This is a genomic window from Corynebacterium sp. HMSC076C10, from assembly GCF_001812455.1.
Classification (GTDB): domain Bacteria; phylum Actinomycetota; class Actinomycetes; order Mycobacteriales; family Mycobacteriaceae; genus Corynebacterium; species Corynebacterium jeikeium_D.
The window spans coordinates 61,858-87,095 of sequence record NZ_KV809100.1; the positions used below are offsets into that span (position 1 = coordinate 61,858).

The 25,238-nt window shown below is 59.4% G+C and carries 19 protein-coding genes; 7 read left to right on the forward strand and 12 right to left on the reverse strand.

Going from position 1 to position 25,238, the window contains the following annotated elements; all coding sequences use genetic code 11:
* Nucleotides 1-85 precede the first annotated feature (85 nt).
* The gene (locus HMPREF2857_RS10870; RefSeq protein ID WP_176719133.1) at nt 86-433 is read left to right on the forward strand and encodes a PIN domain-containing protein; all 348 of its coding nucleotides are present in this window, start codon (nt 86-88) and stop codon (nt 431-433) included.
* Nucleotides 434-482: 49 nt separating this feature from the next.
* On the opposite strand, the gene HMPREF2857_RS03415 is transcribed toward HMPREF2857_RS10870, so the two are convergent.
* Together HMPREF2857_RS03415 and HMPREF2857_RS03420 are read right to left on the reverse strand one after the other, a co-directional pair.
* Nucleotides 483-1,364: a glyoxalase/bleomycin resistance/extradiol dioxygenase family protein gene (locus tag HMPREF2857_RS03415; protein ID WP_070642745.1), complete on the reverse strand. Its 882-nt coding sequence runs from the start codon at nt 1,362-1,364 to the stop codon at nt 483-485.
* A gap of 3 nt (nt 1,365-1,367) precedes the next feature.
* A complete protein-coding gene (locus tag HMPREF2857_RS03420; protein ID WP_005510922.1) occupies nt 1,368-1,661 on the reverse strand; it encodes an RNA-binding S4 domain-containing protein in 294 nt (97 codons plus the stop codon).
* A gap of 164 nt (nt 1,662-1,825) precedes the next feature.
* Between HMPREF2857_RS03420 and HMPREF2857_RS03425 the strand changes: the two genes are divergently transcribed.
* Both HMPREF2857_RS03425 and HMPREF2857_RS03430 read left to right on the forward strand, forming a co-directional pair.
* Nucleotides 1,826-2,353 (forward strand): HPP family protein, encoded by a 528-nt coding sequence (locus HMPREF2857_RS03425; RefSeq protein WP_070642746.1) that lies wholly within the window; start codon nt 1,826-1,828, stop codon nt 2,351-2,353.
* A gap of 58 nt (nt 2,354-2,411) precedes the next feature.
* Nucleotides 2,412-3,107, forward strand: a complete 696-nt coding sequence (locus HMPREF2857_RS03430; protein WP_049172520.1) for a NeuD/PglB/VioB family sugar acetyltransferase — start codon at nt 2,412-2,414, stop codon at nt 3,105-3,107.
* On the opposite strand, the gene HMPREF2857_RS03435 is transcribed toward HMPREF2857_RS03430, so the two are convergent.
* From HMPREF2857_RS03435 to HMPREF2857_RS03460, 6 genes are read right to left on the reverse strand one after another with little or no spacing between them, the layout of a single operon-like run.
* Entirely contained in the window at nt 3,091-3,741 is a 651-nt protein-coding gene (locus HMPREF2857_RS03435) for a sugar transferase (RefSeq protein WP_070642747.1), read from the reverse strand. The genes HMPREF2857_RS03430 and HMPREF2857_RS03435 overlap by 17 nt on opposite strands.
* 10 nt (nt 3,742-3,751) lie before the next feature.
* The gene (locus HMPREF2857_RS03440; protein ID WP_070642749.1) at nt 3,752-5,308 is read right to left on the reverse strand and encodes an O-antigen ligase family protein; all 1,557 of its coding nucleotides are present in this window, start codon (nt 5,306-5,308) and stop codon (nt 3,752-3,754) included.
* Entirely contained in the window at nt 5,305-6,483 is a 1,179-nt protein-coding gene (locus HMPREF2857_RS03445; protein WP_070642750.1) for a DegT/DnrJ/EryC1/StrS family aminotransferase, read from the reverse strand. Before HMPREF2857_RS03445 ends, HMPREF2857_RS03440 begins: the two co-directional genes overlap by 4 nt.
* Entirely contained in the window at nt 6,483-7,673 is a 1,191-nt protein-coding gene (locus HMPREF2857_RS03450) for a glycosyltransferase family 4 protein (protein ID WP_070642752.1), read from the reverse strand. The genes HMPREF2857_RS03445 and HMPREF2857_RS03450 overlap by 1 nt, the downstream gene beginning before the upstream one ends.
* Nucleotides 7,674-7,676: 3 nt before the next feature.
* The gene (locus HMPREF2857_RS03455; RefSeq protein WP_070642754.1) at nt 7,677-8,921 is read right to left on the reverse strand and encodes a lipopolysaccharide biosynthesis protein; all 1,245 of its coding nucleotides are present in this window, start codon (nt 8,919-8,921) and stop codon (nt 7,677-7,679) included.
* A gap of 18 nt (nt 8,922-8,939) precedes the next feature.
* Nucleotides 8,940-10,817, reverse strand: a complete 1,878-nt coding sequence (locus HMPREF2857_RS03460) for a polysaccharide biosynthesis protein (RefSeq protein WP_070642755.1) — start codon at nt 10,815-10,817, stop codon at nt 8,940-8,942.
* Between the two features lie 366 nt (nt 10,818-11,183).
* On the opposite strand from HMPREF2857_RS03460, the gene HMPREF2857_RS11185 reads away from it, so the two are divergent.
* Nucleotides 11,184-11,336, forward strand: a complete 153-nt coding sequence (locus HMPREF2857_RS11185) for a hypothetical protein (RefSeq protein ID WP_155877870.1) — start codon at nt 11,184-11,186, stop codon at nt 11,334-11,336.
* A 132-nt stretch (nt 11,337-11,468) separates the two neighbouring features.
* Entirely contained in the window at nt 11,469-14,036 is a 2,568-nt protein-coding gene (locus HMPREF2857_RS03465; protein ID WP_070642757.1) for a multicopper oxidase domain-containing protein, read from the forward strand.
* 8 nt (nt 14,037-14,044) lie between these two features.
* On the opposite strand, the gene HMPREF2857_RS03470 is transcribed toward HMPREF2857_RS03465, so the two are convergent.
* Both HMPREF2857_RS03470 and gltB read right to left on the reverse strand, forming a co-directional pair.
* Nucleotides 14,045-15,586 (reverse strand): glutamate synthase subunit beta, encoded by a 1,542-nt coding sequence (locus HMPREF2857_RS03470; protein ID WP_070642759.1) that lies wholly within the window; start codon nt 15,584-15,586, stop codon nt 14,045-14,047.
* On the reverse strand, nt 15,579-20,201 hold the full coding sequence (gene gltB / locus HMPREF2857_RS03475) for a glutamate synthase large subunit (protein ID WP_070642787.1): 4,623 nt from the start codon (nt 20,199-20,201) through the stop codon (nt 15,579-15,581). The genes HMPREF2857_RS03470 and gltB overlap by 8 nt, the downstream gene beginning before the upstream one ends.
* Before the next feature lie 326 nt (nt 20,202-20,527).
* On the opposite strand from gltB, the gene HMPREF2857_RS03480 reads away from it, so the two are divergent.
* Together HMPREF2857_RS03480 and HMPREF2857_RS03485 are read left to right on the forward strand one after the other, a co-directional pair.
* Nucleotides 20,528-21,373: an HNH endonuclease family protein gene (locus HMPREF2857_RS03480; protein WP_070642788.1), complete on the forward strand. Its 846-nt coding sequence runs from the start codon at nt 20,528-20,530 to the stop codon at nt 21,371-21,373.
* Nucleotides 21,374-21,912: 539 nt separating this feature from the next.
* A complete protein-coding gene (locus HMPREF2857_RS03485; protein WP_016421788.1) occupies nt 21,913-23,610 on the forward strand; it encodes an AMP-binding protein in 1,698 nt (565 codons plus the stop codon).
* Between the two features lie 82 nt (nt 23,611-23,692).
* Here the strand turns inward: HMPREF2857_RS03485 and HMPREF2857_RS03490 are convergent, their stop codons facing one another.
* Both HMPREF2857_RS03490 and HMPREF2857_RS03495 read right to left on the reverse strand, forming a co-directional pair.
* The gene (locus HMPREF2857_RS03490) at nt 23,693-24,424 is read right to left on the reverse strand and encodes an SDR family oxidoreductase (RefSeq protein WP_016421787.1); all 732 of its coding nucleotides are present in this window, start codon (nt 24,422-24,424) and stop codon (nt 23,693-23,695) included.
* Nucleotides 24,425-24,448: 24 nt separating this feature from the next.
* Complete coding sequence (locus HMPREF2857_RS03495; RefSeq protein ID WP_049193380.1) at nt 24,449-25,210, reverse strand: SDR family oxidoreductase; 762 nt, start codon at nt 25,208-25,210, stop codon at nt 24,449-24,451.
* Between the last annotated feature and the right edge of the window lie 28 nt (nt 25,211-25,238).

Sequence of the window (25,238 nt, forward strand, 5' to 3'; positions counted from 1 at the left end):
TTGCTATCAATCCCAGCCGTTGACCCTCCGCCGATAAGGAGAGCGCCGATGACTGGGATTACTCATAGGGGGAGGGCCAAGAAATATGAGTAGAAACAGATATAGTGCTGCGCGAGCTGTGCCTTTACGCGAGATCACTACAGCAGTGCTTGTTGATGGTGGCTTTTACCGCAAACGTGCGGCAACACTGTTTGGTCATAAGACCGCAGAGGATCGCGCTGATGAACTGGTCAAGTACTGCCATCGCCATATACGTGAATCGCGCGCTGGACTGTACCGAATCTTTTACTACGACTGCCCACCGTCACAGCGGGTTGTTTATCACCCATTGCTCCAGCAGCAAGTCAACCTTGGTAAAAGTGAACTTTTTACCTGGACCAATGACTTCTTCGCTGCATTGGCTAAAAAACGAAGACGATCCTTTACACGTTAACTACACCGGAAAACAGGACCCTGAGGACGACGAAGAAGAGCTCTAGCTCCTACTGGAACTGGCTGAGGTCAATGCCTTCCAGTGGGTCCGACTCGCGGATATCTTCTTCCGGTGGCAGCGGCACCTCGCAGAGCACAACTGCCGCACCACACGCATCCTGCACGGTTGCCAGCGGGCCGAACTCGGTGGCCTGCGGGGCAACGAGCACGGAACCGCCCAGTTCCTCAGCCTTGGCGACAGCGGTGTCGATGTTCTCCACGCCAAGGTAGGCCAGCCAGCCAACGAAGCTCTTATCTGCCGCATCGGTCTGTGCAGCAACCGAGCTGGCTACCAAGCCAGCGAACGGCGCCCCGTCTTCCATCGCAACTGCGAAAGTGCCGTGCTCGTTCTTGTTGCGCACTGCGATTTCCCAGCCAAAGAAGTTGTGGTAGAAGTCCGCGACCTGCTCAAAGGTCTCCTCTGGGCCTGCGACCAGCTCGAACCACACCGGGGTGCCGGGCTCGCCCGCTGCAATGAAGGCCTGCTCACCCGGCTGTTCCAAAAGTCCAATGAGGCCACCGGCGGGGTCGGAAACGACGGCCATCGTGGATCCGTCGACAAGCGGGGTCGGTTCCTGGAAGACTTCAGCTCCGAGCTCGCGCGCCTTCTCGACGGCACCAGCGGCGGAGTCGACATGGAAATTCACGCGCCACTGGTTGACGAAGGCATCCTCAGCGTCCTTATCGGCCTCAAGCAGCACCGACACCGGCATTCCGGACAGCATGGCAACGCGGCGACCAGCGGATGCCTCGCGGGCATCCTCATGGATTGGCGCGGTATTGCGATAAGCCCACCCGAGAACGCCGCGGTAGAAGCGCTCGGTCTTACGCGGTGCGGCGGAGAGCAGATCTACGCGCAGGGGCATGCCAAATTCGGCGGGAAATGCGGGCATGAGTTACAAGTTCCTCCACTTTTCAGGATCAAAGTCATCGTCGGCGGTGGCCTCATCAAAGTAGTCATCATCGACTTCATCGGCGGTGGCCACGCGTGCCGACATACCGGCAACAGAGACGACGTCCCCTGGACGCAGCACCTTGCCACGGCGAGTGTCGACCTCACCGTTCACGCTGACCTGGCCCTCGGCAATGAGTTCCTTGGCCAGACCGCCCGTTTCCACCAGGTTTGCCAACTTCAGGAATTGCCCGAGACGGATAGACTCGTCCCGGATTGCGACATCGATAGGCTCCATGTCCTTAAGTGTGTCATACCCGGTGAAAATGGTCGGAGTTTGGTTCGGGTCTGGTTCGGGTTTGGAGGCTTGGGAGACCTGGGCGCCACCCCATTTAAACTTCTATTTCAATAAAAACCTCGAACCGCGACGCAGATGAGGCTGCACACCCTAACATCGTTCTCATGTCTAATTCACGGTCTCCGAAGTGGCCCCGGATCGCCAGCGAAGCGCCACCCCGCCCGCCGCTGCGCCATGTTATCGCCGCCTCGGTAGCCGTGAGCCTGCCGCTGATGACCCTGGCACTCATCTCAACTTCTGTCTCTGACCTGCTATTTCTGCCTCCTATTGGCGCTGCCATGGCGCTTATTGTCGGTGCGCCCAACTTGCCTCTGGCTCAGCCACGAAATGTCGTGGTCGGACACCTCATCGGCTGCACGACTGGCATCGCAATTCTGCACATGTTGGGTTCGACCATCATTGCTGCAGCGGTTGCCGCCGGCGTTGCCTTCGCGCTCATGCTTCTTGCTCGCGCGGCTCACTCCCCTGCCACCGCTACCGCTATGGTCACCGTGCTGATGCCACACGGCCATGGGCTTGCCAACGACTTCCGCTTCATAGGCTTCATTTTCGCTTCGTCAATCATGATCGTGGTGCTTGGCATCCTCGCAAATCGACTGCGCGGCCTTCGGTATCCCACCTACTGGTGGTAGGTGAATTCGCAGTCACGCACTCCGGCTAAATACGGCTATCAGTGGGATAATGACACTCATGCCAAAGCAGTGGATTAACAACACGACGACCGAAAAGATTGTCATCGTCGGCGCTGGTGGTTTTGGCCGAAACGTGGTCAGCTTCATCAAGGACATCAACGACTACGCAGCAGCCAACGGCCTACCACCGCAGTGGGAAATCCTAGGCATTATTGATGATGGCACCCCAGATATGACCTTTTTCCACAAAATGGGCGTGCAACTCTTGGGCAAAACCGAAATCCTCGCGGACTTGCCCGAGGGGGTCTACTACACAGTCGCAATCGGCAGCGGCGCAGCTCGACGTTCGATTGCGCAACGCGCAGATACCGAAGGGCTCGTGCCTGCGACTCTGGTCCACCCAGACACCAGCATCGGCGCGCTGGTCACGCTCGGCGAGGGCACCGTCATCTGCCCCGGAGCGCGCCTGACCTGCAATATTGAGGTAGGCAAGCACGCCCAAATCAATATGAATGTCACGATTGGCCACGATGCGGTGCTGCGGGACTACTGCACAATCTTCCCGCTCAATGCCGTGTCGGGCTTTGTCACGCTTGGCGAAGCCTGCACCCTAGGCGCCAACTCCGTAATCAACCCCGGCCTCACCGTTGGCGAGGGAGCGTACATCGGATCCGGAGCCGCAGTTACTAGCGATGTCGATGACTACACCGTTGTCGCCGGTGTTCCTGCAAGTGTGATTAAGAACCTGCGCTAGCCGAGACGTCCTTCTCCGACGAACCGGTGAACTCGGTCATAGTCACTTGCCCCTCTTCCGAGATCCCTTCACGCTTGAGCACCACCAAGATCGTGTCAAGCAGAATCTTTGCATCGAGCAGTAGCGACCAATTATCCACGTACTGCACGTCGTACTCGAAACGTTCTTCCCAGGTGATGCCATTGCGGCCCGAGACCTGGGCAAGCCCCGTAATCCCCGGTGGCACCTCATGGCGGCGTGCTTGGCGCGGCGAATAGCGCTCTAGGTACTTCATGCGCAGCGGACGTGGGCCAACGAGGCTCATGTCTCCACGCAGGACGTTAAAGAGCTCCGGGAGCTCGTCCAAGCTTGTCGAACGCAGGAATTTTCCCACCTCGGTGAGGCGGGACGCATCGTCGACAAGCCCCTTTGCCGGATTGACGTGGTGCATCGTCCGGAACTTGAGGATATTAAACGGCTCACCATCCTGGCCCGGGCGTTCCTGGCGGAATAGGACTGGCTTTCCCATGGAAAGTCGCACTGCCAGAGCCGTAGCGCCCATAACTGGCGACAGCACAATCAAGCCTGCTGCAGATGCCGCGATGTCGACGCCACGCTTAATTACCCGTTGCGCGCGGATGCTCAGTGAATCCATTGGTCATCTCCTACTTTTCGTTGAACATTTCGCGCAGAAGCTTTTCGGCACGCGCATCGACTTCCGCATTGGAACGGTTCCTGACCAGCCATCCGATCGCACCCACTGCACCGGCCGCGGCAAACGACGCTGCCGCAACGCGCAGTTTCTTGTGGTCGTTCTTGTTGTCAGACGCACTTTGCTTGACGACGGCCACCGCTGGCTCCGGCTCCGGCACAACCGGCTCCGCGGTATCGGTGACCATGACTGGTGCGGGCTCGGCTGCGGGTCCTGGTTGCGGCTCCAGCTCTGGTTCTGCCGATGCCTTGTCCTTGCGCCGTAGGCTCAGCATCGCAAATGCTGCTGCAAAGCCAAATAGCCATAGCGAACGGGAATCGTAGTAGTAGCCGGAAAAAACCTGTGCCACAAGAACCGAGAATGCCACGGCTGCGGTCAGACCAGCTTGAAGAAACTTGAATAGGTGGCGACAGGCGATTGCCAATACAACCAACGCAATCACAAGCAGGCCGATACCAATGACACCCGCTTCAGACCCGACTGTGTAGAAGATATTGTGCGGATGCTCCAGTGGACGTGAAGACCTCGGTGTCGACAGCACAACGAAGCTATGCAGGCCTCCACCAAAGATGCGGTGTTCACCCATGATTCGGAAAGCTTCATCATGGAGATAACCGCGTCCGGAATCATGTTCTTTTTCGAAGGTCAACTGGATAAAGCGCGTCTTAAAGTACTCTTCAATCTCGGTACCTGCGATGAACCGCGAGTATCCATACGCGACCGCTGCGGCGACTGCGACGTAAAAAACAGTCGCCCACTTCCAACCCCAGTGAAAAAACACAGCTATAGCGGTAAAGAGGACTACCACGGTGGTAGCAACCAGTACACCGCGGCTTCCCGACGCAACGAGACCGTAAGCAAATGGTGCAGCGAACAAGAGAACTGCCCACATGAACTTGCGCCACAGCATAAAAAACACAGCTGCCGCGATGCCGTACAGCATGAAACGGGCAAAGACATTCGGGCCACCGCCGAACGCCGTCATGCGTCCGACATATTTCGGACCAGTAATGCCACCGTAGAGAAAAATAAGCGAGCAAATGGCTACTGCTAACCACAGCCATACCAGTGCCTGAGGATGCAAATAGAACAGTATTGCTGACATCGTGGCGATGAGCCCAAGCGTTATCAACGCAGTAACGACAGGAGCAACTTCGGCAGCTTCGGGGGCCCACAGTCCGGACAGCATCATCCAGAACAACCAGGCATAGAAAGCCACTAATGCCCACACGGCCATCGGCCACTGCTTTACATTGCCAGCGCCTTTCATCGCATTCAGCCAACTCTGGCGCTGCGCTTCTGGGGTGCCGAAGGCGGTAAGGATTGCAACAACCACCAAAATCGGCAATGCCAAAGATAGATCAGGAAGCGCCGAAGAGACGTCCTTCATCGTCGTGTCGCCAACGTAGAGGACACCAGCAAACATTCCTGCGGCCACCACAATAAACAGCGACTGCAGTTTTGGTTTTCGCTGTTTTACAGCTTCTCCAGCTACCTCTGTAGAAGTCATCCCAGCACTTCCTTCAAAACACCAATCACCCGGGCGACGTCGTCATCGTCCAGCGCAGGACCACTAGGAAGAGTAATGCCACGGGAGAAAAGATTCTCAGCAGTGCCGTTGATGGTCGCCCGCGCGCCCTCATACACCGGCTGCAGGTGCATCGGCTTCCACAGATGACGAGCCTCAATGTTGGCCTCACCAAGTGCTGCAATGACGCTGTCTGGGTTCAGCACGCCCTTATCGACGGCCTCCTGTGGCAGCACGATCGAGGTCAACCAGCAGTTCTCGGTGAAACGCTCATCGGAGTCAGAGAGCAAGCGGGTACCTTTACCAGGGGCATCGTCGTCAAGCGAGGCGAGCAAATCGATGTACGCATCGCGAATCTGGCGACGGCGAGCGATCATGTCGTCCAGACGCGAGTGCTGCGCTCGTCCCAGTGCGGCAAGCAGATTGGAAAGGCGGTAGTTGTAGCCGATTTCAGTGTGCTCGTACCAAGCGACGGGCTGACGCGCCTGCGTGGAGAGGTAGCGCGCGCGGGCGATGAGGTCAGCATCGTTGGACAGCAGCATGCCACCGCCGGATGTGGTCATAATCTTGTTGCCGTTGAAAGACAGCGCGGCGGCATGGCCGAAACTGCCGGCCGGCTGACCATCGACGCTGGCACCGAGCGCCTCGGCGGCGTCCTCGATGAGCGCGATGCCGAGTTCTCCCAGGCGTGGCGCGAAGGCCGGGTAATCGGCGCAGCGGCCAAAGAGGTCCACAATCATCACGGCGGGAACGCTCTTGCCCTCGGTGAGCAGCTCATCGACGGTGCGGAGCAGCAGTTCAGGGTCGATGTTTCCGTCCTCTGCCGCATCGACAAACACCGGCGTAGCGCCAACGTAAGCGATGGCGTTGGTCGTGGCCGCGAAGGTCATGGTGGAAACCGGAATGTAGTCGCCTTCACCGATCCCCAGCGCAAGCAGCGCCAAGTGCAGACCAGCGGTACCGGAAGACAGCGCGAGCGCGTGCTCAACACCGCAGCGCTTGGCAATCTCCGCTTCAAACGCGTCTACCTCGGGTCCCAACGGAGCCACCCAACCAGAGTGGAGTGCGCGAACGACGGCCTGCTCTTCTGCTTCGGTGACTGTCGCGAGCGAAAGAAAGATCCGCTCATTGGGCTTGTTAGCGTCGGCGTTAGTCATTACTTCTGCACCTTTCGGACGCGGTTGAGCACCTCGATGAGCTGGTTGTACAGGCTGTCACGAGCGAAACGCTTCTCACCCAGTTCGCGGTTGCGCTGTCCAGCTGCACGCAGCTCATCGCGGTCGGAGATGATCTCAGCGAATCGCTTGGCCGCGGTCGGAATATCGCGCGAGAGACGCCAACCGGCATCGTGCTCGGTTGCAGCTTCCTCCAGCCAGCCACCGTGGTTGAACACCACCGGACGCGATGCGGCCATGGCATCGAAGACCTTGTTCAGGGAGTTGCCCTCCAGGCAGGGGTCATCACGCAGCGGCGATAGCGCGATATCGGCGGCAGACACGTACTTGGCGACATCTTCCTTCGGCTGACGGCCAAGGAACATCGCATCGGCATTGAGGCCAGCGTTCTTGGCGCGCTGGTACAACGCGTCCGAGTCGCTTCCCTGCCCCAGCAGGACAAAACGCACATTCTCCACGCCATCACGACGCAGCTGCGCCACCAAATCCACAAGCCACTCCAGCTGGTAGGACATGCCAAAACCACCGGCATAGACAGCTACCACGTCATCGCCCCAGCCCTGCTCCTTTCGGAAAGCAGCACGCTGCTCGGCCGGGACATCAAAACGCTCAAAGTCCGACGCATTCGGAATCACGGTCACGCGCTTCTTCGGAGCGACCTCTTTGACGCCATCGGCCATCGACGGCGACAGCGCCACGACCTCGCTCGATGCCGCATAAAATGCCTTCTCCAGCTGCTTGGCCAGGAAAATTGCCACCGGATTATTGAGGTAGCCCAACTTGATCGGCACCTCTGGCCACAGGTCACGAATTTCCGCCACCAACGGCGTACGCTGGGTAAACTTCGCCACAATTCCCGGAACCGCCACAGTCAGCGGGGTCGAGGACGCGTAGATCACGTCGGCAGGCACACGGGCAGCGACCGCGGAGGCGCGCACCAGGAAGTTCAAGAAACTGACGATACGCTCGCGCTTCGACATTTCATTGCGGTACGGAATCGCTAGACGACGCACGTGGATACCATCAACAGTTTTATCCATGGCCTCATCGCGACCACAGATCATTGTCACCTCGTGGCCTGCGGCGGCCATTCGGCGCGCAAACTCGTAGGGTCGGGAACCACCCGGCTCACCGGGGAGAACAAAGTGCTGGTGGATATAAGTGATTCGCATTGTTTAGGCTTCCTCGATTACGTCGACGGGGAGTTCTTCGGTGGTAGTTGATGGATTCTTCTGGCCTCCGGTTGGCCGCATTAGCGCCACTACCGCGACCACGGCTGCTGCAAAATAGACAACTGCGCTGGTCCACGCGAGACCGAGGGCATCTCCGAGAAGAATGCCAATCGGGTAACAAATGACAGCGATGACGGCGGAAATAAGTTCCACTCGGCCAATTCGACGGGGATTGTCACTGCCGAGAATTTCACCGCACAGGTGTCGGTAGCAGCCGAGCACCACGGCCGCGATAGTCAGTGGCAGCACCAACTCCCGGGCAGGCTCAAACTCATGGCCGAATACCGGCACGATAAGGAAGTAGAGTGCCACACCACCGAGTGCACCAAGTGCGCCGTACGCTGCAATGACTATGCCAAGGTGTCGGAGCACACGAGATGGGGTGAGTTCGCGCCCCCTCTGGTCGCTGGTGCGCTGATCGGCGACTGACTGCGCGATCCAGTACAGCGGTTCCGTCGCCGTCGCCACGACTACGAAAAGACCTAACGACGCCGGTGAGGCCAGCGCCGGCAGCAAAACGCGACCCAAGCGTGTGGTCGTCAGCGGCCCCAGGCCCGATGCGATAAATGGGGCATTTGTTCGAGCCGTCTCTACCACTCCGCCAACACGGGAATCGGTGTGTTTGCGTGACTTCGCTAGCGACCAGATTGCCAGTGGCAGTGCCGGGAAGATATAGGCTGCAGCCCACCAGCGCCAGTCTTCGACTCCGGCGAAATATAGCGCAGCGCTAATAAGCAGTACTGAGCCCTGGAAACCGATGAATACTACGACGAAGAAGGACACTCGATGGCGGCTGATAGCCATGGCACGAACCATGGAAAATGACACGGTAACCAAGGCGACGACGCCGGCCATCGCCGTCCATGGTCCGTAGACGACACCTGCAATGGCACAGGCAATCAGAGCGACTACAGTCATGGCGAAACCACTCGGAATGAGACCGTGGTCGTAATCATCGCGGCGCAGCAAAAGCCGATCGGCCCCAAAGCCGACGAATGGCGCCACAATATAGGCGAACTGCAAAACGGTAGCGACCTCGCCTCGACCGGCGGGCCCCAGCACTCGCGCGGAAAGAATACTGACCACAAAGGCGACGACTGCGGCGAGCGCTGAAGCTGCCGAAATCGTCGCAACTGTTCGAACTCTTTGCGCCAGCTGCCCGGAGTTAGAGGAGCTGGTGGTTGTCACGGTGGGGAGTCATCCTAACTATTTTGCTTTCGAGCTAGCGGTTGCAAGTGATTGTGCACCGGTGGGATGCGCCACAATACTGCCTTGCGCCCCTCCGTGCTCTGCAAGCCAACGACGTGCCGCATCGTGATTATGTGTGCACGGGAGAATCCGCGAATTCAGCCGTTCCGGCTCAACACGTACCTCAGTGATTAGCGGATGACGATCACCGATCTTGGGAACCTCGCGGTCATCAACCAAGTCCTCGGAGATCTTCTCACCGTCACGAAGACCCGTGTAGACAATCTCTACGTCTGCGTCATGGAGCCTGATCAGGTTCTCCGCCAGCTCAGCAATCTTGACCGGCTTACCCATCTCCAGCACCAGAGTCTCACCGGACTCTGCAATAACGGTAGCCTGCAGCACCAGCTGCGATGCCTCTGGAATGGTCATGAAGTAGCGCTGAACGTCAGGATGGGTCACCGTAACCGGGCCGCCCTCTTCAATCTGACGCTGGAAAGTCGTAATGACCGAGCCGCGCGAGCCAAACACGTTACCGAAGCGGACAGATGCCCAGACACCTTCGTGAGTTTGCCCCATGTGCGCAGTCAGGCGTTCCGCAGCGCGCTTGGATTCCCCCAGAATCGAGGCCGGGTTGGCAGCCTTGTCCGTGGAAATATTAATAACGGTTGAAACGTTGGCCGCAGCCGCTGCATCCAGGACGTTCTGAGTTCCGATGACATTGGTTTGCACTGCTTCTGCAGGGTAGCTCTCCAGCAGCGGCAGGTGCTTGAGAGCTGCAGCATGGTAGACAACATCGGGCTTGCGCGCGGTGAAGATCTGCGTCAGCATTTCCGCGTCACGGATATCAGCCAGGACGGTATCGGAGCCGTCGAGAAGCGCCGAACCCGTCAGCGACAGCTGCGTGGCATGCAAGCCGCCCTCATCGCGATCCAGCATGATCAGTTCTGCCGGCTCAAAGCGGTGAACCTGTCGGCAGATTTCGGAACCGATAGAACCTCCAGCGCCGGTGACCAGCACCTTCTTACCGCGGATTATGGAAGCGACCTTGGATTCATCCAGGTGCAGAGGCTGACGGCCAATGAGGTCGGCGATGTTAATTTCGCGCACCTGCGAGGTAGCGACAGCACCACGGTGACGCGAGTACTCTTCCACCGGCGGCAGAATGAGCAGACGCAGGGACGATTCCTCACAAATGTGGTTGAGGACGTTGATGCACTCGGTGGACAGTGGCTCATCAGTCGCAATGATGACCGACTGCGCCGAAGTGCGCGATGCGAGCTCACCCAGCTGATCAATTCCACGAATCACGCGGAGACCATGGATACGAGAAATATGGTTCTCGCCGCTTTCTTTGGGATCGACGATTCCAACCAAGTGGAAGCGGTTCTCACGGGAGATACCGGAATCCGTAAGGCTGTTAATAAAGAATTTGGCTCGACGGCCTGCACCGAGAACGATCAAGCGATCATCCGTCTGACGGGAGCCAAAGTTGTTGGTAATCCAGCGAGCGAGAGTTCGGGTATAGATACTTGCCAAAGTTGCGACACAGCCACCTGCGAACGGAACGTACCACACAATTTCCGGGAAGGTCTTCAGGATTTGAGCTAACCCAGTGGCTGCGGTAGCCCCGCCCATGCTGATGCTCAGCAGAACAATATCTTCAGTTCGACTGCCGGGCCATACGCGTTGCGGGTTGGTGTACTCCCCGAGCAGCAGGCCGAGCAGGACGATGACGGCCACGGCGACAGCGACAACCAAAAAATTAGTGCCTGATATTTCAGAGAAAGATACCAATTCACCGCGGACGATTCCGTTAGCGGCGGACAGCGCAATCAGCCAGGCGAGTACGTCAAATATGCACCAGGCGAGCTGCTTCCAGTCTCGGATAAACATTCTTATGCCTTTTACTGCTGGTTAAATTTTCTTACGCACAATGCGTTCCACAGGCTTGGCATACTATGCGATATGAACTACATTTACAGCCCCCTACTACAAAGGGCTACCCCATCGTTCGGGTAGCCAAAAAGCCACCTTTACCACCCATCATTCTCCCTGGTAAAACAACGTTTCACCAACTGTTTACTGAAGCTTCAATCTGTTTACATTCATCTAACTAGCTGTACAAACTAGCTTCTAACGTAACCACTTCCTGACGATTGCAATTAATGCACAATCACCTCTTTATTGAGATGTTTATTCAAGGAAGTATTTGCGTGAATACTCAAACAATCGTTTTTGACAAAAGGGTTACACTTCCCCGTGAGCACATCATCAACGCGTCGGGCACGCGCTTTCATCACCCGGAAGCCCTTCCTTACTACCCTGATGCTGATTCAAAACCGGATGGGTCAGACACAGAAGACCACACAGTTCTGGCAGGCCCACAAAAACGGCGAAGACCCGACCAAATAAAAGCACTCTTACATGCGCCCATATTAAATGCGCACCCAGTATGCGTATTATTGATATATGTCGTCGCACGCCACACCAGAACCCCAATCCCCCACAACCAAACCGCCTACTAAGCCTGGCAAGAAGCGCCGCATGTCCTGGCATCGCAAGGCCGGTATGCCAGTGCGCTGGTGGTTCGCCTCCATCATTGTGGCAGCACTCATTCACCCTTTCGTCACCGATGGCCGTTGGCTGTTGGTGCATCTCTTTACCCTCGGCGCCGTCACCAACTCCATCCTCATCTGGGGCCGCCACTTCACCGAAAAGCTACTGAAAATCGACGTGCCCGTTGGCAATCGGAAGATTCAGTTGGCAAATATTTACCTGCTCAACGTAGGTATTGTCGCAACGGTCGTCGGCAAGCTCGGTGACTGGTGGCCAGTGACCATCGTCGGCGCGGCGGTCGTCGGCGTCGCCGTCGCATGGCATGCGATTTCCCTCGGACGCGACCTGGTAGCGAAGCGCGATCGGCCATTCGCCATCTCCGTTGCGCACTACGTCGCGTCGGCATGCCTACTGCCCATCGGCGCTGCACTCGGCGCCATCCTCGCATCTCCGAAGGGCAAAGCGCTTCACGACGACCTCCTATTGGCACACGAAGCCGTCAACCTCATTGGCTTCCTCGGGCTCGCGGCCTGCGGCACGCTCGTCACCATGTTCCCAGCGCTGTGGCGAACCCAGATGTCGCCGCATTCCCGCCCGAAGCTGGCACTAGCAATACAGCTCATAGGTATCGCGATTACCGCGATCGGTGCACTGACCAGCTTCAACTGGTTGGACTCCGTCGGCCTTGGCATTATCACTATCGGCTGGGTCATAGCCGCCATCCCGTGGGCACACAACGTCATGACTGTCGCTAAAGACCCGCGCGACCGCCTCAGCTACCCGGCGTTGTCTGCTGCAGCTGCAGTCGTCTGGCTAATCGGCACACTCACAGTCGCCACAGTCAAAGCGCTTGACGACGGCTTCGTAATCTCATCCCTCACGCTGCCGCTGGTAATCGGATTCGGCGCCCAGTTGCTTATCGGCATGATGAGCCAACTCTTGCCCGCCACCATCGGCGGAGGTGCTGGCCCAGTCTCTGCCGGTATGAAGGAACTTGACCGCGCGGGCGCATTCCGCTGGTCGACCATCAATATTGGTCTGGCACTGTGGCTAATGCCGCTGCCTTCCTGGATCAAAGTGGCGGTCTCCGCAATGGTCTCCCTTGCCTTGGTGTCTTATCTGCCACTTGTCGGCCGGGCCGCGAAGGCTCAGATCGGTGCGTTAAAAGAGAGTCAGAAGGCACGGGCCAACAAGGAAGCAACGCTGAAATCGGTCGAACTGCACGCAACTGCACGTCGACTCGGTGCTCAAACTACCGCTGCTCTGGCTGTATTGGGCCTGGTAGTAACCGTCGGCGTTGCGCTGAGCGGTGGCGGTAGCGGTACGGGAAGCATTGAAACCACCAGCGATGTTGCGCCCACCGGACAAACCGTCGAGGTCACGGTCACTGCCAACGATATGACCTATACCCCGAACGTCATTGAGGCGAACCCCGGCGACCGACTGGTCATCACCATGGTCAACGCGGATTCCCAAGTCCACGATCTGCGCTTGGCCACCGGCGAGGACACCGGCCGAGTCTCCCCCGGTGGCTCCGCCACCATTGAAGTGCCGGTTGTTCCCGGTGACATTGACGGCTGGTGCACCATTGCTGGTCACCGCCAGATGGGCATGACGCTCACAGTTAATGCAGGTGGTTCGGATCATTCACACCGCACCGAGCACGGCAGCCACTCCGGCCATGCCACGCCAGGCGCACTCGGGAATGTCGGCGAGCTACCCGGCCCGGATTCCCCCACCATCAACCCGCTATTAGAACCCGCCGAGGACGCCACGGTTCACCACGTCACGCTGCGGGCCAGCGAGTTCACCGGCTACGCTGCCCCTGGCGTCGAGCAGCAGCATTGGGTATTCAACGGCAAACCGCTGGGGCCAACTCTGCGCGGCAAGGTGGGCGACGAGTTCGTCGTCACGCTCATCAACGATGGCACGATGAGTCACTCCATCGACTTCCACGCGGGCATCGTTGCACCGGATGAACCTATGCGCGACATCGCCCCTGGTGAACAGCTTGAGTACCGCTTCCGTGCCGACCGCGCGGGCATATGGATGTACCACTGCGCAACCATGCCCATGTCCATGCACATCGCTGCCGGTATGCACGGTGCCGTCATCATCGACCCACCGAATCTCACTGATGTCGACCACGAGGTTCTTCTGGTGCAGTCGGAAAGCTACTGGGGCGAGGACGGCCCCGACGCCGACAAGACCATGGCCGAGGACCCCGATATCTACAAGTTCAACGGCTACCCCGACCAGTATCTCACCCACCCAATTCGCATTCGCGCAGGTGAGACGGTACGTTTCTGGGTACTTGCCGCCGGCCCCAACAAGGGCACGAGCTTCCATATCGTCGGCACGCAGTTCCATCGCGTGTACAAGGAGGGAACGCTTTTGCTTGACGACGGCGTGGGCGGTGCCCAAGCCCTTGACCTCGGTGCCGCGCAGGGTGGTTATGTTGAGGCCGAATTCCCGGAGCCAGGCACGTACCGCTTTGTCGACCACCAGATGGTGCATGCCGAAATGGGGGCACGCGGCAACATAGTGGTGAACTAAACCAGGGTTTACAACTTAATTGGAGCGTCTTCTGGCTCCACCGCGCGAGGCAAGTTGGACTCGCCCATCAGGTACTGGTCCACGGCCTCGGCGCAGGCGCGGCCTTCGGCGATAGCCCACACAATCAAACTGGCACCACGGCCATTGTCACCGGCCACGAACACCGGACCGTCGAAGTTCTGCTCGATGTCGCTGCGCACGGCGAGGTAGTCGTCGTCACGCATCATCACACCGCGGTCGTTGAACTGAATCCCCAGCTCGTGCGGCAGACCGCCGCGCTCCGGGCCGGAGAAGCCCAGCGCGATGAGAACTAGGTCGGCATCGAGTTCGAAATCCGTATCCTCCATGGGCACGCGCTTGCCATCGATGACCTCGACCTCGTTGGCGGACAGGCCGGTCACGTGACCGTCCTCGCCGTGGAAGGAGACGGTGTTGACGTTGAAGACGCGCTTGCCCAGGGTCTCGCCGGTGACGCGAGCGTTAAGGCCGAGCGCCTCGGTAACCTCTGGCGGTTCGGAACCGGTGATGGTGTACTCACCTTCTTCGTGAGCAGTCGCCACGCGCCAGACCAGCGGGTACATCGGCCACGGAGTCGACGCCGCACGGGACTTCGGCGCACGCGGGCGAATATCGAACTGCGTGACGGACGCCGCGCCCTGGCGCAGCGCGGTACCGAAGCAGTCAATGCCGGTGTCACCACCACCAATGACGACAACCTTCTTGCCCTTGGCATCAATCGGCGGGGTGTCGAGCTCGCCTGCGGCAACGCGGTTTGCTCCCGGCAGGTACTCCATAGCCTGGTGAATACCCTCCAGATCACGGCCATCGACAGGCAGGTCGCGGGCCAGCGACGCGCCGGTAGCTAGGACCACTGCATCGAAATCGGCCAGGTCAGCGGCTGTCGGTGAGACGTTGGTGCGGAACTCGGTACCCTCGATCTCCATCTGCTCAAGGCGACGGTCGAGGAAGCGCTGCTCCATCTTGTAGTCCGGCACACCGTAGCGCATCAGACCACCAATCTTGTCGTCACGCTCGAACACCGTGACATCATGCCCGGCGCGAGTAAGCTGCTGTGCTGCAGCAAGACCCGCCGGCCCGGAGCCAATGACAGCAATGTGCTGGCCGGTGTCGAAAGTTGGCACAATCGGCTGCACCCACCCCTCATCGAAGCCGCGTTCAACGATGGCCAACTCGATGTTCTTGATGGTCACGGCATCGTCGTTGATGCCGAGCACACAACCGCCCTCGCACGGAGCTGGACACAGGCGACCGGTCCACTCGGGAAAGTTGTTGGTGGCGTGCAAGCGCTCGAAAGCCTCGTGCCAGCGGTTCTGACGAACCAAGTCATTCCACTCCGGAATGATGTTGCCCAGCGGGCAGGCCGAGTGACAAAACGGCACGCCACAGTCCATACAGCGGGTCGCCTGCTGTTGCACCTGCCCGTTGCTAGCCTCCTCATAGACCTCTTTCCAGTCCATCAGACGCAGCGGAACCGGGCGATGAGCAGGCTCTACGCGCTGGAATTTCATGAAACCCTTCGGATCAGCCATTGGTTACTGCCTCCATGATTGCTTCGTTGATGTCAGCGTCGTTGTCCTTTGCCTTCGCGACTACGTCGAGAATTCGGGCGTAATCACGCGGCATGATTTTGATGAACTGTGCAGCCGGGAACCGAGTCTTGGAACCCGTGAGCTTGCGGTGCTTCGACAGCGTGGCCTCCAGCCAGCTGATGTCCTCATCATCGAGCGGCACAATATCGACCAACTCGGTGTTGATGTTCGCCCGCGTCGCCTCGTTATCCAGCAGGTAGGCGATACCGCCACTCATACCGGCGCCGAAGTTGTGCCCGACCGGGCCCGCCACTACGACGCGGCCACCGGTCATGTACTCACAACCGTGGTTACCGATGCCCTCGACCACGGCCGTAGCACCGGAGTTACGCACGCAGAAGCGCTCACCGACGGTGCCGCGGACGAAGATCTCACCGCTGGTGGCACCAAAACCAATGACATTGCCGGCAATGGTGTCGGTAGCCACATCCGCGGTCGGCGGGGCCGAACGTGAAGGTCGGACCACAATCTTGCCGCCGCACAGGCCCTTGCCGACGAAGTCGTTGGCATCGCCCTCCAGCTTGATGGTCACACCGGCCGGCAGGAACGCGCCCAGCGAGTTACCGGCGGAACCGAGCAGGTTGACGACGATGGAGTCGTCGGCAAGCCCCTGCTTACCTGCGACCTTGGTGACTTCGTACCCCAGGCGCGTGCCCACGGAACGGTTCACATTGCTGATGGCGTGGTGCAGCGATACCGGTGTCGGCGCCAGCCCATTCGCGCGCGCCGTACGCAGCGCGGGCTGCGCTTCATCGATGAGGCGCTCGTCCAACGCACCCTCGAGCCCGTGGTCCTGCGCCTTCGTGCAGTAGGAATCCTGGTCCGCAAAGAAGGGGCTCTCGGCAACGTGCAGGATTCGCTCCAGGTCAAGCTTTGCGACGCGCGGAAGGTTGCCCAGATCCTTGCGCGGACGCAGGCACTCGGCATGTCCGACCGCTTCATCGATGGTGCGGAAACCCAGCTCAGCGAGGTATTCACGGACCTGCTGGGCGATGAAGGTGAAGAAGTTGACCACGTGCTCGGCACGGCCGGTGAACTTGCTCCGCAACTTCGGATTCTGGGTGGCAATACCAACTGGGCAGGTGTCCAGGTGGCAGACGCGCATCATGACGCAGCCCTCAACCACCAGCGGAGCGGTGGCAAAACCAAACTCTTCAGCGCCCAGCAGCATCGCGACCACGACATCGCGACCGGTCTTGAGCTGGCCATCGCACTGCACGCGGATGCGGTCGCGCAGCCCGTTGAGCATCAGGGTCTGCTGAGTTTCAGCGAGCCCCAGCTCCCACGGACCGCCAGCGTGCTTAAGGCTGGTCAGCGGCGAAGCGCCGGTGCCGCCATCATGGCCGGAGATCAGCACGACGTCGGCATGCGCCTTCGAGACACCAGCGGCGACGGTACCCACACCCTGCTCGGAGACGAGCTTGACGTGAATGCGGGCGCGTGGATTGGCGTTCTTGAGGTCGTAAATGAGCTGCGCCAAATCCTCGATTGAGTAGATGTCGTGGTGGGGTGGGGGCGAGATCAGACCCACGCCCGGGGTGGTGATGCGGACTTCCGCGATCCACGGGTAGACCTTGTTCGGTGGCAGCTGGCCACCTTCGCCGGGCTTTGCGCCCTGGGCCATCTTGATCTGGATGTCGGTGCAGTTGGACAGGTAGTGGCTGGTCACACCGAAGCGGCCCGATGCGACCTGCTTGATGGCAGAGCGCTTCCAGTCGCCGTTGGCCTCCATTTCGAAGCGGTCTGGATCTTCACCGCCCTCGCCGGAGTTGGACATGGCACCCAGGCGGTTCATAGCGATGGCCAGCGTCTCATGTGCCTCCGCAGAGATGGAGCCGTAGCTCATCGCGCCGGTGGAGAAACGCTTGACGATGCTGGAGACCGGTTCAACTTCTTCGATGTCGATGGGCTCGCGGTGCGAGGCGAACTCGAGCATGCCGCGCAGAGTAGCCAGCTGCTTGGTCTGCTCATCAACCTTGTTGGTGTAGTCGCGGAAGACCGCGTACTGACCAGTGCGGGTTGCGTGCTGCAGCGTGTAGATCGTCTCCGGGTTGAATAGGTGGTACTCGCCTTCGCGGCGCCACTTGTACTCGCCGCCGAGATCCAGCTCGCGGTGGGCCTGCTCTTCCGGACGCGGCAGGAATGCGCTGCGGTGACGAGCCGCAACATCTTCTGCGACCTCATCGAGACCGATACCTTCCAGCGGAGAAACAGCTCCGGTGAAGTACTCGTCCAGGAACTCCTGCGACAGACCGACGGTGTCGGCCAGCTGAGCGCCACGGTAGGACTGCAGTGAGGCGATACCCATCTTGGACATGACCTTCAGCACACCCTTGGAGGCGGCCTTGCAGTAGTTCGAGCAGGCCTGATCCAGCGTCAGAGCTCCGAGCTGGTCCTTCATGCGCAGCTCATCGATGGTTTCGAAAGCCATGTACGGGTTAATGGCATCGGCGCCAAAGCCCAGCAGCATGGCCATGTGGTGCACCTCGCGGGCGTCGCCAGCCTCAATGATGAGGCTGGCGCGCGTGCGAGTGCGCTCCTCCACCAAGTGGTGGTGGACCGCGGAGGTCAGCAACAGCGACGGGATAGGGGCAAAGCGCTCATTGGACTCACGGTCAGACAGCACAATCAGTCGGGCACCGCGGTCAATGGCCTCAGAGACCTCACGGCGGACACGACGGATAGCGTTGCGCAGGCCGCGGCCACCGCGGGCGACCGGGTACAGGCCGGAGATGACCTCGGCACGGAACTCGGAGTACTCCTCGTTCTTGCCCGCCTGGCACAGGGTGACAAAGTCGTGGTTGTCCAGGATTGGATGCTCAAGCCGGATGCGACGGGCGGCATCGGCGGTGGGCTCCAGGATGTTGGTCTCTGCACCCAGCAACGTATTCATGCTGGTGATGGACTTTTCGCGCAGCGAGTCCAACGGCGGGTTGGTAACCTGCGCGAACCGCTGCGAGAAGAAGTCGAACAGCATGCGAGGGCGGTTGGACAGTGCCGCAATCGGCGTATCCGAGCCCATCGACCCCAAGCCCTCCGCGCCGGTGAGTGCCATCGGGCGGATGATTAGGTCAACGTCTTCCTCGGTGATGCCAAAGACGCGCTGCCGCAACACCGCGCGGGCATGAGGCATGTACTGGTAGCGCTCGCGTGGCAGGTCAGTGATGTCGACCAGGCCCTCTTTGATCCATTCCTCGTATGGACCAGTGGCGGCCAGCGTGGACTTAATCTCTTTGTCCTCAACAATGCGACCGGCCTTCATGTCCACCAGGAACATGCGCCCCGGCTGCACGCGCGTGCGCTGCACGATCTGCTCCGGCGGGATATCCAAGACACCAGCTTCGGAGGCCATCACCACCAGACCCTCGTCGGTCACCCAGATGCGCCCCGGGCGCAGGCCATTGCGATCCAGGGTGGCACCGATGACCTGGCCGTCGGTAAAGCAGATAGCGGCGGGGCCGTCCCACGGCTCCATCAGGCAGGCGTGGTACTCGTAGAACGCGCGAACCTGCGGGCTGAGGTTGTCGTCGTGCTCCCAGGCCTGCGGAACCATCATCATGACCGCATGCGGGAGACTACGACCACCGAGATGCAGTAACTCCAGGGCCTCGTCGAAACGCGCAGTGTCAGAACCGTTGGGGTCGCACACCGGCAGCGCGCGGTCGATGTTGCCCAGCTTGCCAGAGCGAATTAGCGACTCGCGGGCGCGCATCCAGTTCTCGTTGCCGCGCACGGTGTTGATTTCACCATTGTGAGCGACGTAGCGGTACGGGTGTGCCAGCGGCCAGGACGGGAAAGTGTTCGTGGAAAAGCGCGAGTGCACGATGGCGAGCGCGGAAGTGACCTCCTTCTGCTGCAGGTCAAGGTAGAAATCCTTCAGCTGCGGAGTAGTCAGCATGCCCTTGTAGACGATCGTGCGGCTGGACAGCGACGGGAAGTACACGGTGTCGCCGCCAGAGCCCTCGCCGGCGCCCTGTTCCCCCAGCTCGCGCTCGCAGCGCTTACGCAGGAAGAACATCTTGCGGTCGAGATCGATATCGCTGAGCTGGCGACCCTCATAGTTCTTCGCGGTAACGAAGAGCTGACGCAGCACCGGCATAGCCTGGCGAGCCATCTGGCCAAGCCCGTCAGCGTTAATCGGCACATCGCGCCATGCCAAGATCTCGATGCCCTCTTCGGCGCAGATGTCTTCAATAGCCCGGATGGCATCAAGGGTGGCCATGCGCGACTGCGGCAGGAACGCAATACCGGTGGCGTAGGTGCCAGCCGGCGGCAAAATAACGCCTTCCTTGCTCAGCTCAGCACGGTAGTAGGCATCCGGAACCTGAATGAGAATGCCGGCACCGTCGCCGGTGGTCTTCTCAGCGCCGGCGGCACCGCGGTGGTCGAGGTTGACCAGTGCCTGGATGCCCTTTTCCACAATGTCATGGGTCTGGCGACCGTAAATGTCGGCAACAAAGGCCACGCCACACGCATCATGTTCGTTCGACGGGTGGTAGAGACCTTCCCTCTGAGGACCACGAGGCAATGTGGTCGCTGTTTCGGTCAGAGTCATGGCTGTCTTAGCTGTCATGGCTGTTTTCCCCTTGTAGGTGCAATGTGCCAATTGGGGGACACGGGTTATCTATATTTCCAACTGTTTTAACAATGCACTTTCATCTAGGCGTATTGCAATACGTATTTAGGGAACTAGCTATATTTACCCACCCCCGAAGGAGCTAGAACACCCTTCCCGTTCGACTAAAACCGGGCTTTTACTACCCGCTTTAACGCCATAACCCCCTAATCGAGCTACCACCCCCGCTAACTACGCACAATTGTTCGATTCTTTAGCAAACCTCCCTCCATACCCAATCCGCCCCCACCGCTATGGTTAGCTCCATGCTCGCCAACCGTCGTTTCCGCTCGCCACTGCAGGGCCTCGCCCTCCTTATCGGCGCAGCGACAATCCTCAGCGGCTGCACGGCCCCCACAGCCCCCACTCCAGAGAGCCAGTCATACAGCCCGGCACCGGCACCCGCATTTACGCCCGAGCCAGAGGAACCCGCGCCCGAGATTCCCGAAGCGCCCCACACCCCCGCCGCCCCGGACACCCCAGCGCCCGGCACATCGCCTATCGACGGCATCCGTAGCGCCCTCAACCAGCTGGAGGTAAAAGGGCGCGCACCGAAAACCGGCTATGCGCGCGATGAGTTCGGGCAACGTTGGAGCGACGATGTCTCTGCCGAGTTTGGGCACAACGGATGTGACACGCGAAACGATATTTTGAATCGTGACCTTATTAATAAGGAGTACAAACCAAATAGCCACGATTGCGTCGTGCTTTCAGGGCAATTACTGGATCCCTATACCGGCACGATGATTGAGTTCCAGCGTGGCCGCGATACCTCTTCTGCCGTTCAAATCGACCATGTCGTAGCCTTAAGCGACGCCTGGCAAAAGGGGGCACAGCAACTCCCGCCCGAGGTTCGGCAGGACTTTGCAAATGACCCCCTCAACCTCTTGGCCGTCGATGGCCCCGCCAATCAACAGAAGCGGGATAGCGATGCCGCATCCTGGGTACCCGCCAATAAGCCATTTCGCTGCCAGTATGTCGCTCGCCAGGTGGCGGTAAAACAGAAATACCACCTATGGGTCACGCAGGCGGAGTATGATGCCATCGACCGTTGGCTCTCCACCTGCACACCAGAGGATGAGCCCGCGCTCGCCGCTCTAACCCTGAATTAGGGCAACTTCCTCCGGCGCTCACCGATGCCACACACCGAGGCTCAAGCCGGCGAATATGTCACCTATTTAGCTACGTGTTCGCAACCTCCGCCCCTCCTAGTCGCGAACATTTCTATTTTTCTGAAGATACCTAGCCCCCTAATTTCTGGGGGCGACCGCCATTCAGCTACTGCCCGCCCCGTCAAACAAACCAACCGAAAACCCCTGGGTTCATAGAGTTATATACGTCAATATCAGAATTGAATTCGTTACCGCAGTGTTATCATTTCGTTATATTCACTGCTTCCTGTCGGTTTATAACTGTTTGATAACACTGTATCCTCGAGCCCGTACGCGAAAAGGTACCCGTCGTAAAGCATTGCGCACGCCGACTGCGTATTTTTTACTTTTCTTCGTGGAAACTACTTTTTGACGCGGCACAGGTTTGTTAAAGTCTGGTTGTTACAAAATCGCACTACCGTGACTGATGGTGTCAGTGTGACTAAAGAGTCGCTTGGCGCTATTAATCGCTTGTCCATCATCTTGGAGGATTCTCACCCATGGCAGCTGAAATGAAGGCTCCGGAAGTACCACTTGGGCTCCAAATCAAGGCTTTTGCCCAGTCGATTCCACCACTCCTGCGTACTGGTGCCCTGTACATGACTCCGAAGACGGCGCCGAAGATTCTCGATTACCTGCGTCGCCTGAAGTTCTCCGTCGCCAGCCTGATTTCCATGAGTGCGCTGCGCTACCCGGATCGCCTCGCCCTTGTCGACGATGACGGTGAACTCACCTATTCTCAGCTGCTTGACAACTCTCACGCCCTGGCTCGCGCCTTGATGGACCGTGGCATGACCCAGAAGTCCAGCTTCGGCGTTATCGCACGCAACGGCCGCGGCATCATCCTGCCGATGGCCATCAAGGGATTCATCGGCTCCGAAATTATGCTGATGAACATCGGCTCCGGCCCGACTCAGATTCGCGGTGTCGTTGACCAGAATAAGGCCAAGTTCCTGTTCGTCGATGACGAGTTCCTGGGCAACCTGCCAGAAGACCTCGACGATGTCACCGTCGTTATTACCTCCGTGACCAAGCCGGAGACCCGCAAGAACGCGGGCAAGAACTTCGTGTTCATGGAAGACCTCATTGAAGAAGGTCGTACATCGAACGCCAAGCTAGATCCGAAGCCGGAGCAGGGACGCATCATCATCATGTCCTCCGGCACCACCGGCATCCCGAAGGGTGTCCTGCGCAATGAGCCCAAGACACCGGCAACCGTGGGTGCAATCGCCGATCGTATTCCGTGGCGCCGCAACATGGTCATTCACCAGTCCGCATCCATGTTCCACGCCTGGGGCTGGGCAAATGTGCTGATTGGCATGGCTACCGGCTCCACCATTGTCACCATGCGTGTCTTCGACCCGAAGAAGGCTGTTGACCAGTGTGAACAGTACGGCTGTAACGGCATGATTTCCGCGGCCTTCTTCCTGCGCCAGATCAAGGATGTTCTGGATGAGGAGCCGAACCGCAAGATTGGCCCGTTCCGCTTCATTGTCTCCTCTGGTAACGCCATCCCGGGCTGGCTCGTCTCCGCGCTGACTCACCGCTTCGGTCCGGTTATCTGTAACTTCTACGGCTCCACCGAGGCCGGCCTGTGCTCCATCGCATCCGGCGCGGACCTCGCAGCCCGCCCGGACTCCGCAGGTCGCCCGGCAATTGGCGCCAAGGTTCGCATCCTGGGTGACGACGGCAAGGAAGTCGAGCCGGGTGAGGTTGGCATGATCCACACCGCTCAGGAGCTCTCCTTCATCGGTTACCTGAACAAGAAGGACAAGTTCACCACCGTCGATGGCCTGTTCCAGATTGGTGACCTCGGCCGTATCGACCAGGACGGCTACCTGTACATCTGTGGTCGCTCCGACGACATGGTGATCAAGGGCGGCGAGAACGTCTTCCCACGCGAGGTCGAAGAAATTCTGGGCCCGGTGCCGGGCATCGCCGATGTCTTCTGCCACGGCAGCAACGAAAACGACGAGATTTTCGCTGACCTGTTCCTCTACGTTGTCCGCGAGGACAATGAGGCCGGCAAGAACCTCACCGAGGACATGCTGCGCGAGTACGTCCGCGAAACTCTGGCCGAGCACTCCACTCCGGACCGCGTCTTCTTCGTCGACTCCCTGCCGCGCAACGCCATCGGCAAGGTTGTCCCGCGCGAGGTCAAAGCAATGCACGAGCGCCTGAATCTGGACGCTCAGTAAGAAGCCTGCACACGAAAGTGTGCCCACCGGCTATCCGCCTGGTGGGCACACTTTTTGCTTATCTTCGCTACCTTTTACACGGCTATCCGCGCGGGCGCACCTGGATTTCATCCACGTTGGCATCCGCTCCGGTATCAACGGCCAGACGTACTGCGGCTGCGATCGATTCAGGCCGCATGAACTTCGTGCCGTCGTAACGCCAATCAGCATCATCGCGGTGCCAATTCGACTGCAGCTGAACCTGCATATCGGTATCGACGCGCCCGGGGTGCACGGAGCTGACTCGAACCGCGCCACGCTCTTCCTCGCGCAGCGCATCGGTGAAGGCCCGCAGCGCGAACTTCGACGCTGCATACGGTGAAGTACCAGCTGAAGCGCGGAATCCCGAGCCCGAGTTGATGGTTACCAGCGTGCCCTCCGCCTTGCGCAGCGCTGGCAGCAGCTGGCGTGTCAGGTCGGCGACGGCGACGACGTTGATGTCCATAATTCGCGACCAGTCCGCACGCGAAACCTCCGCCACGTCCCCATCGACGTACACGCCCGCCGAGTGCACGAGCACATCCAGCCCGCGCCCACCGAGCGCCTCCAACAGCTTTGCCACTTCCGCGTTTACGGCGTCGGTATCACCCAGATCAGCAACGAATACGCTTGCCGACGGCAACTGCGACGCCACCTTCTCGGCAGACTCAGCACTGGTAGCGCCCACAATGACATGGTGGTCACGGGAGAGATCCTTGGCGACCGCCAGGCCAATACCACGGCTTGCGCCCGTGACCAGGGCAATTTTGGTGTCAGCGGCAATATCGATGCTCATGTACGGCTCCTCTATGTAGTCGGTTTACTTCTTCGGCTTCGCGCCGCCCACCTGGTCGATGGGGGTCACCTGCAGGAAGTCAATGTTGACGCGCTTCGGACGGGTGGCCGCGAACACAATGATGTCGGCAACATCATCGGCGGTCAGCGACTCAACGCCATCGTAGACCGCTGCGGCCTTGGTCTCGTCGCCGTCGAAACGCACGAGTGAGAAGTCGGTGTGGACGCGCCCCGGATCGATTTCGGTGACGCGCACGCCATCGGCAGCAACCTCTTGACGCAGGACTTCCACCAGCGCGCGCTCAGCGTGCTTGGCTGCGTTGTAACCGGCGCCGCCGGTGTAGACCTGACGGCCGGCAATCGAGCCGACGGTGAGCACAATGCCGCTAGTGGACTTCAATGCGGGCAGCAGCGCGCGGGTGACGCGCAGGGTGCCCAGCACGTTGACCTCGTACATCCAGCGCCACTTTTCCTCGACAGCGCCTTCAACCGATTCCATGCCCCAGGCGCCACCGGCGTTGTTAACCAGCACGTCGACGCGCGGTTCGGCCTTAGCCAGCGCCGCCACATCGGCGTCAGAGGTGACGTCAACCTTGTAGACCGTCGCTTCACCACCGGCAGCGCGAATCTCCTCCGCGACAGCCTCCAGCTTGTCCTCGCGGCGGGCTCCCAGCACAACGCGGAAACCTTCAGCTGCGAACTGCTTGGCAGTGGCTGCACCAATACCGGAAGAAGCACCGGTAACTACAGCTACTTTCTTGCCATTAGTTGAAGTTTCAGAGGTCATGGGGGCTCAACTCCTTGCTACATGCGTC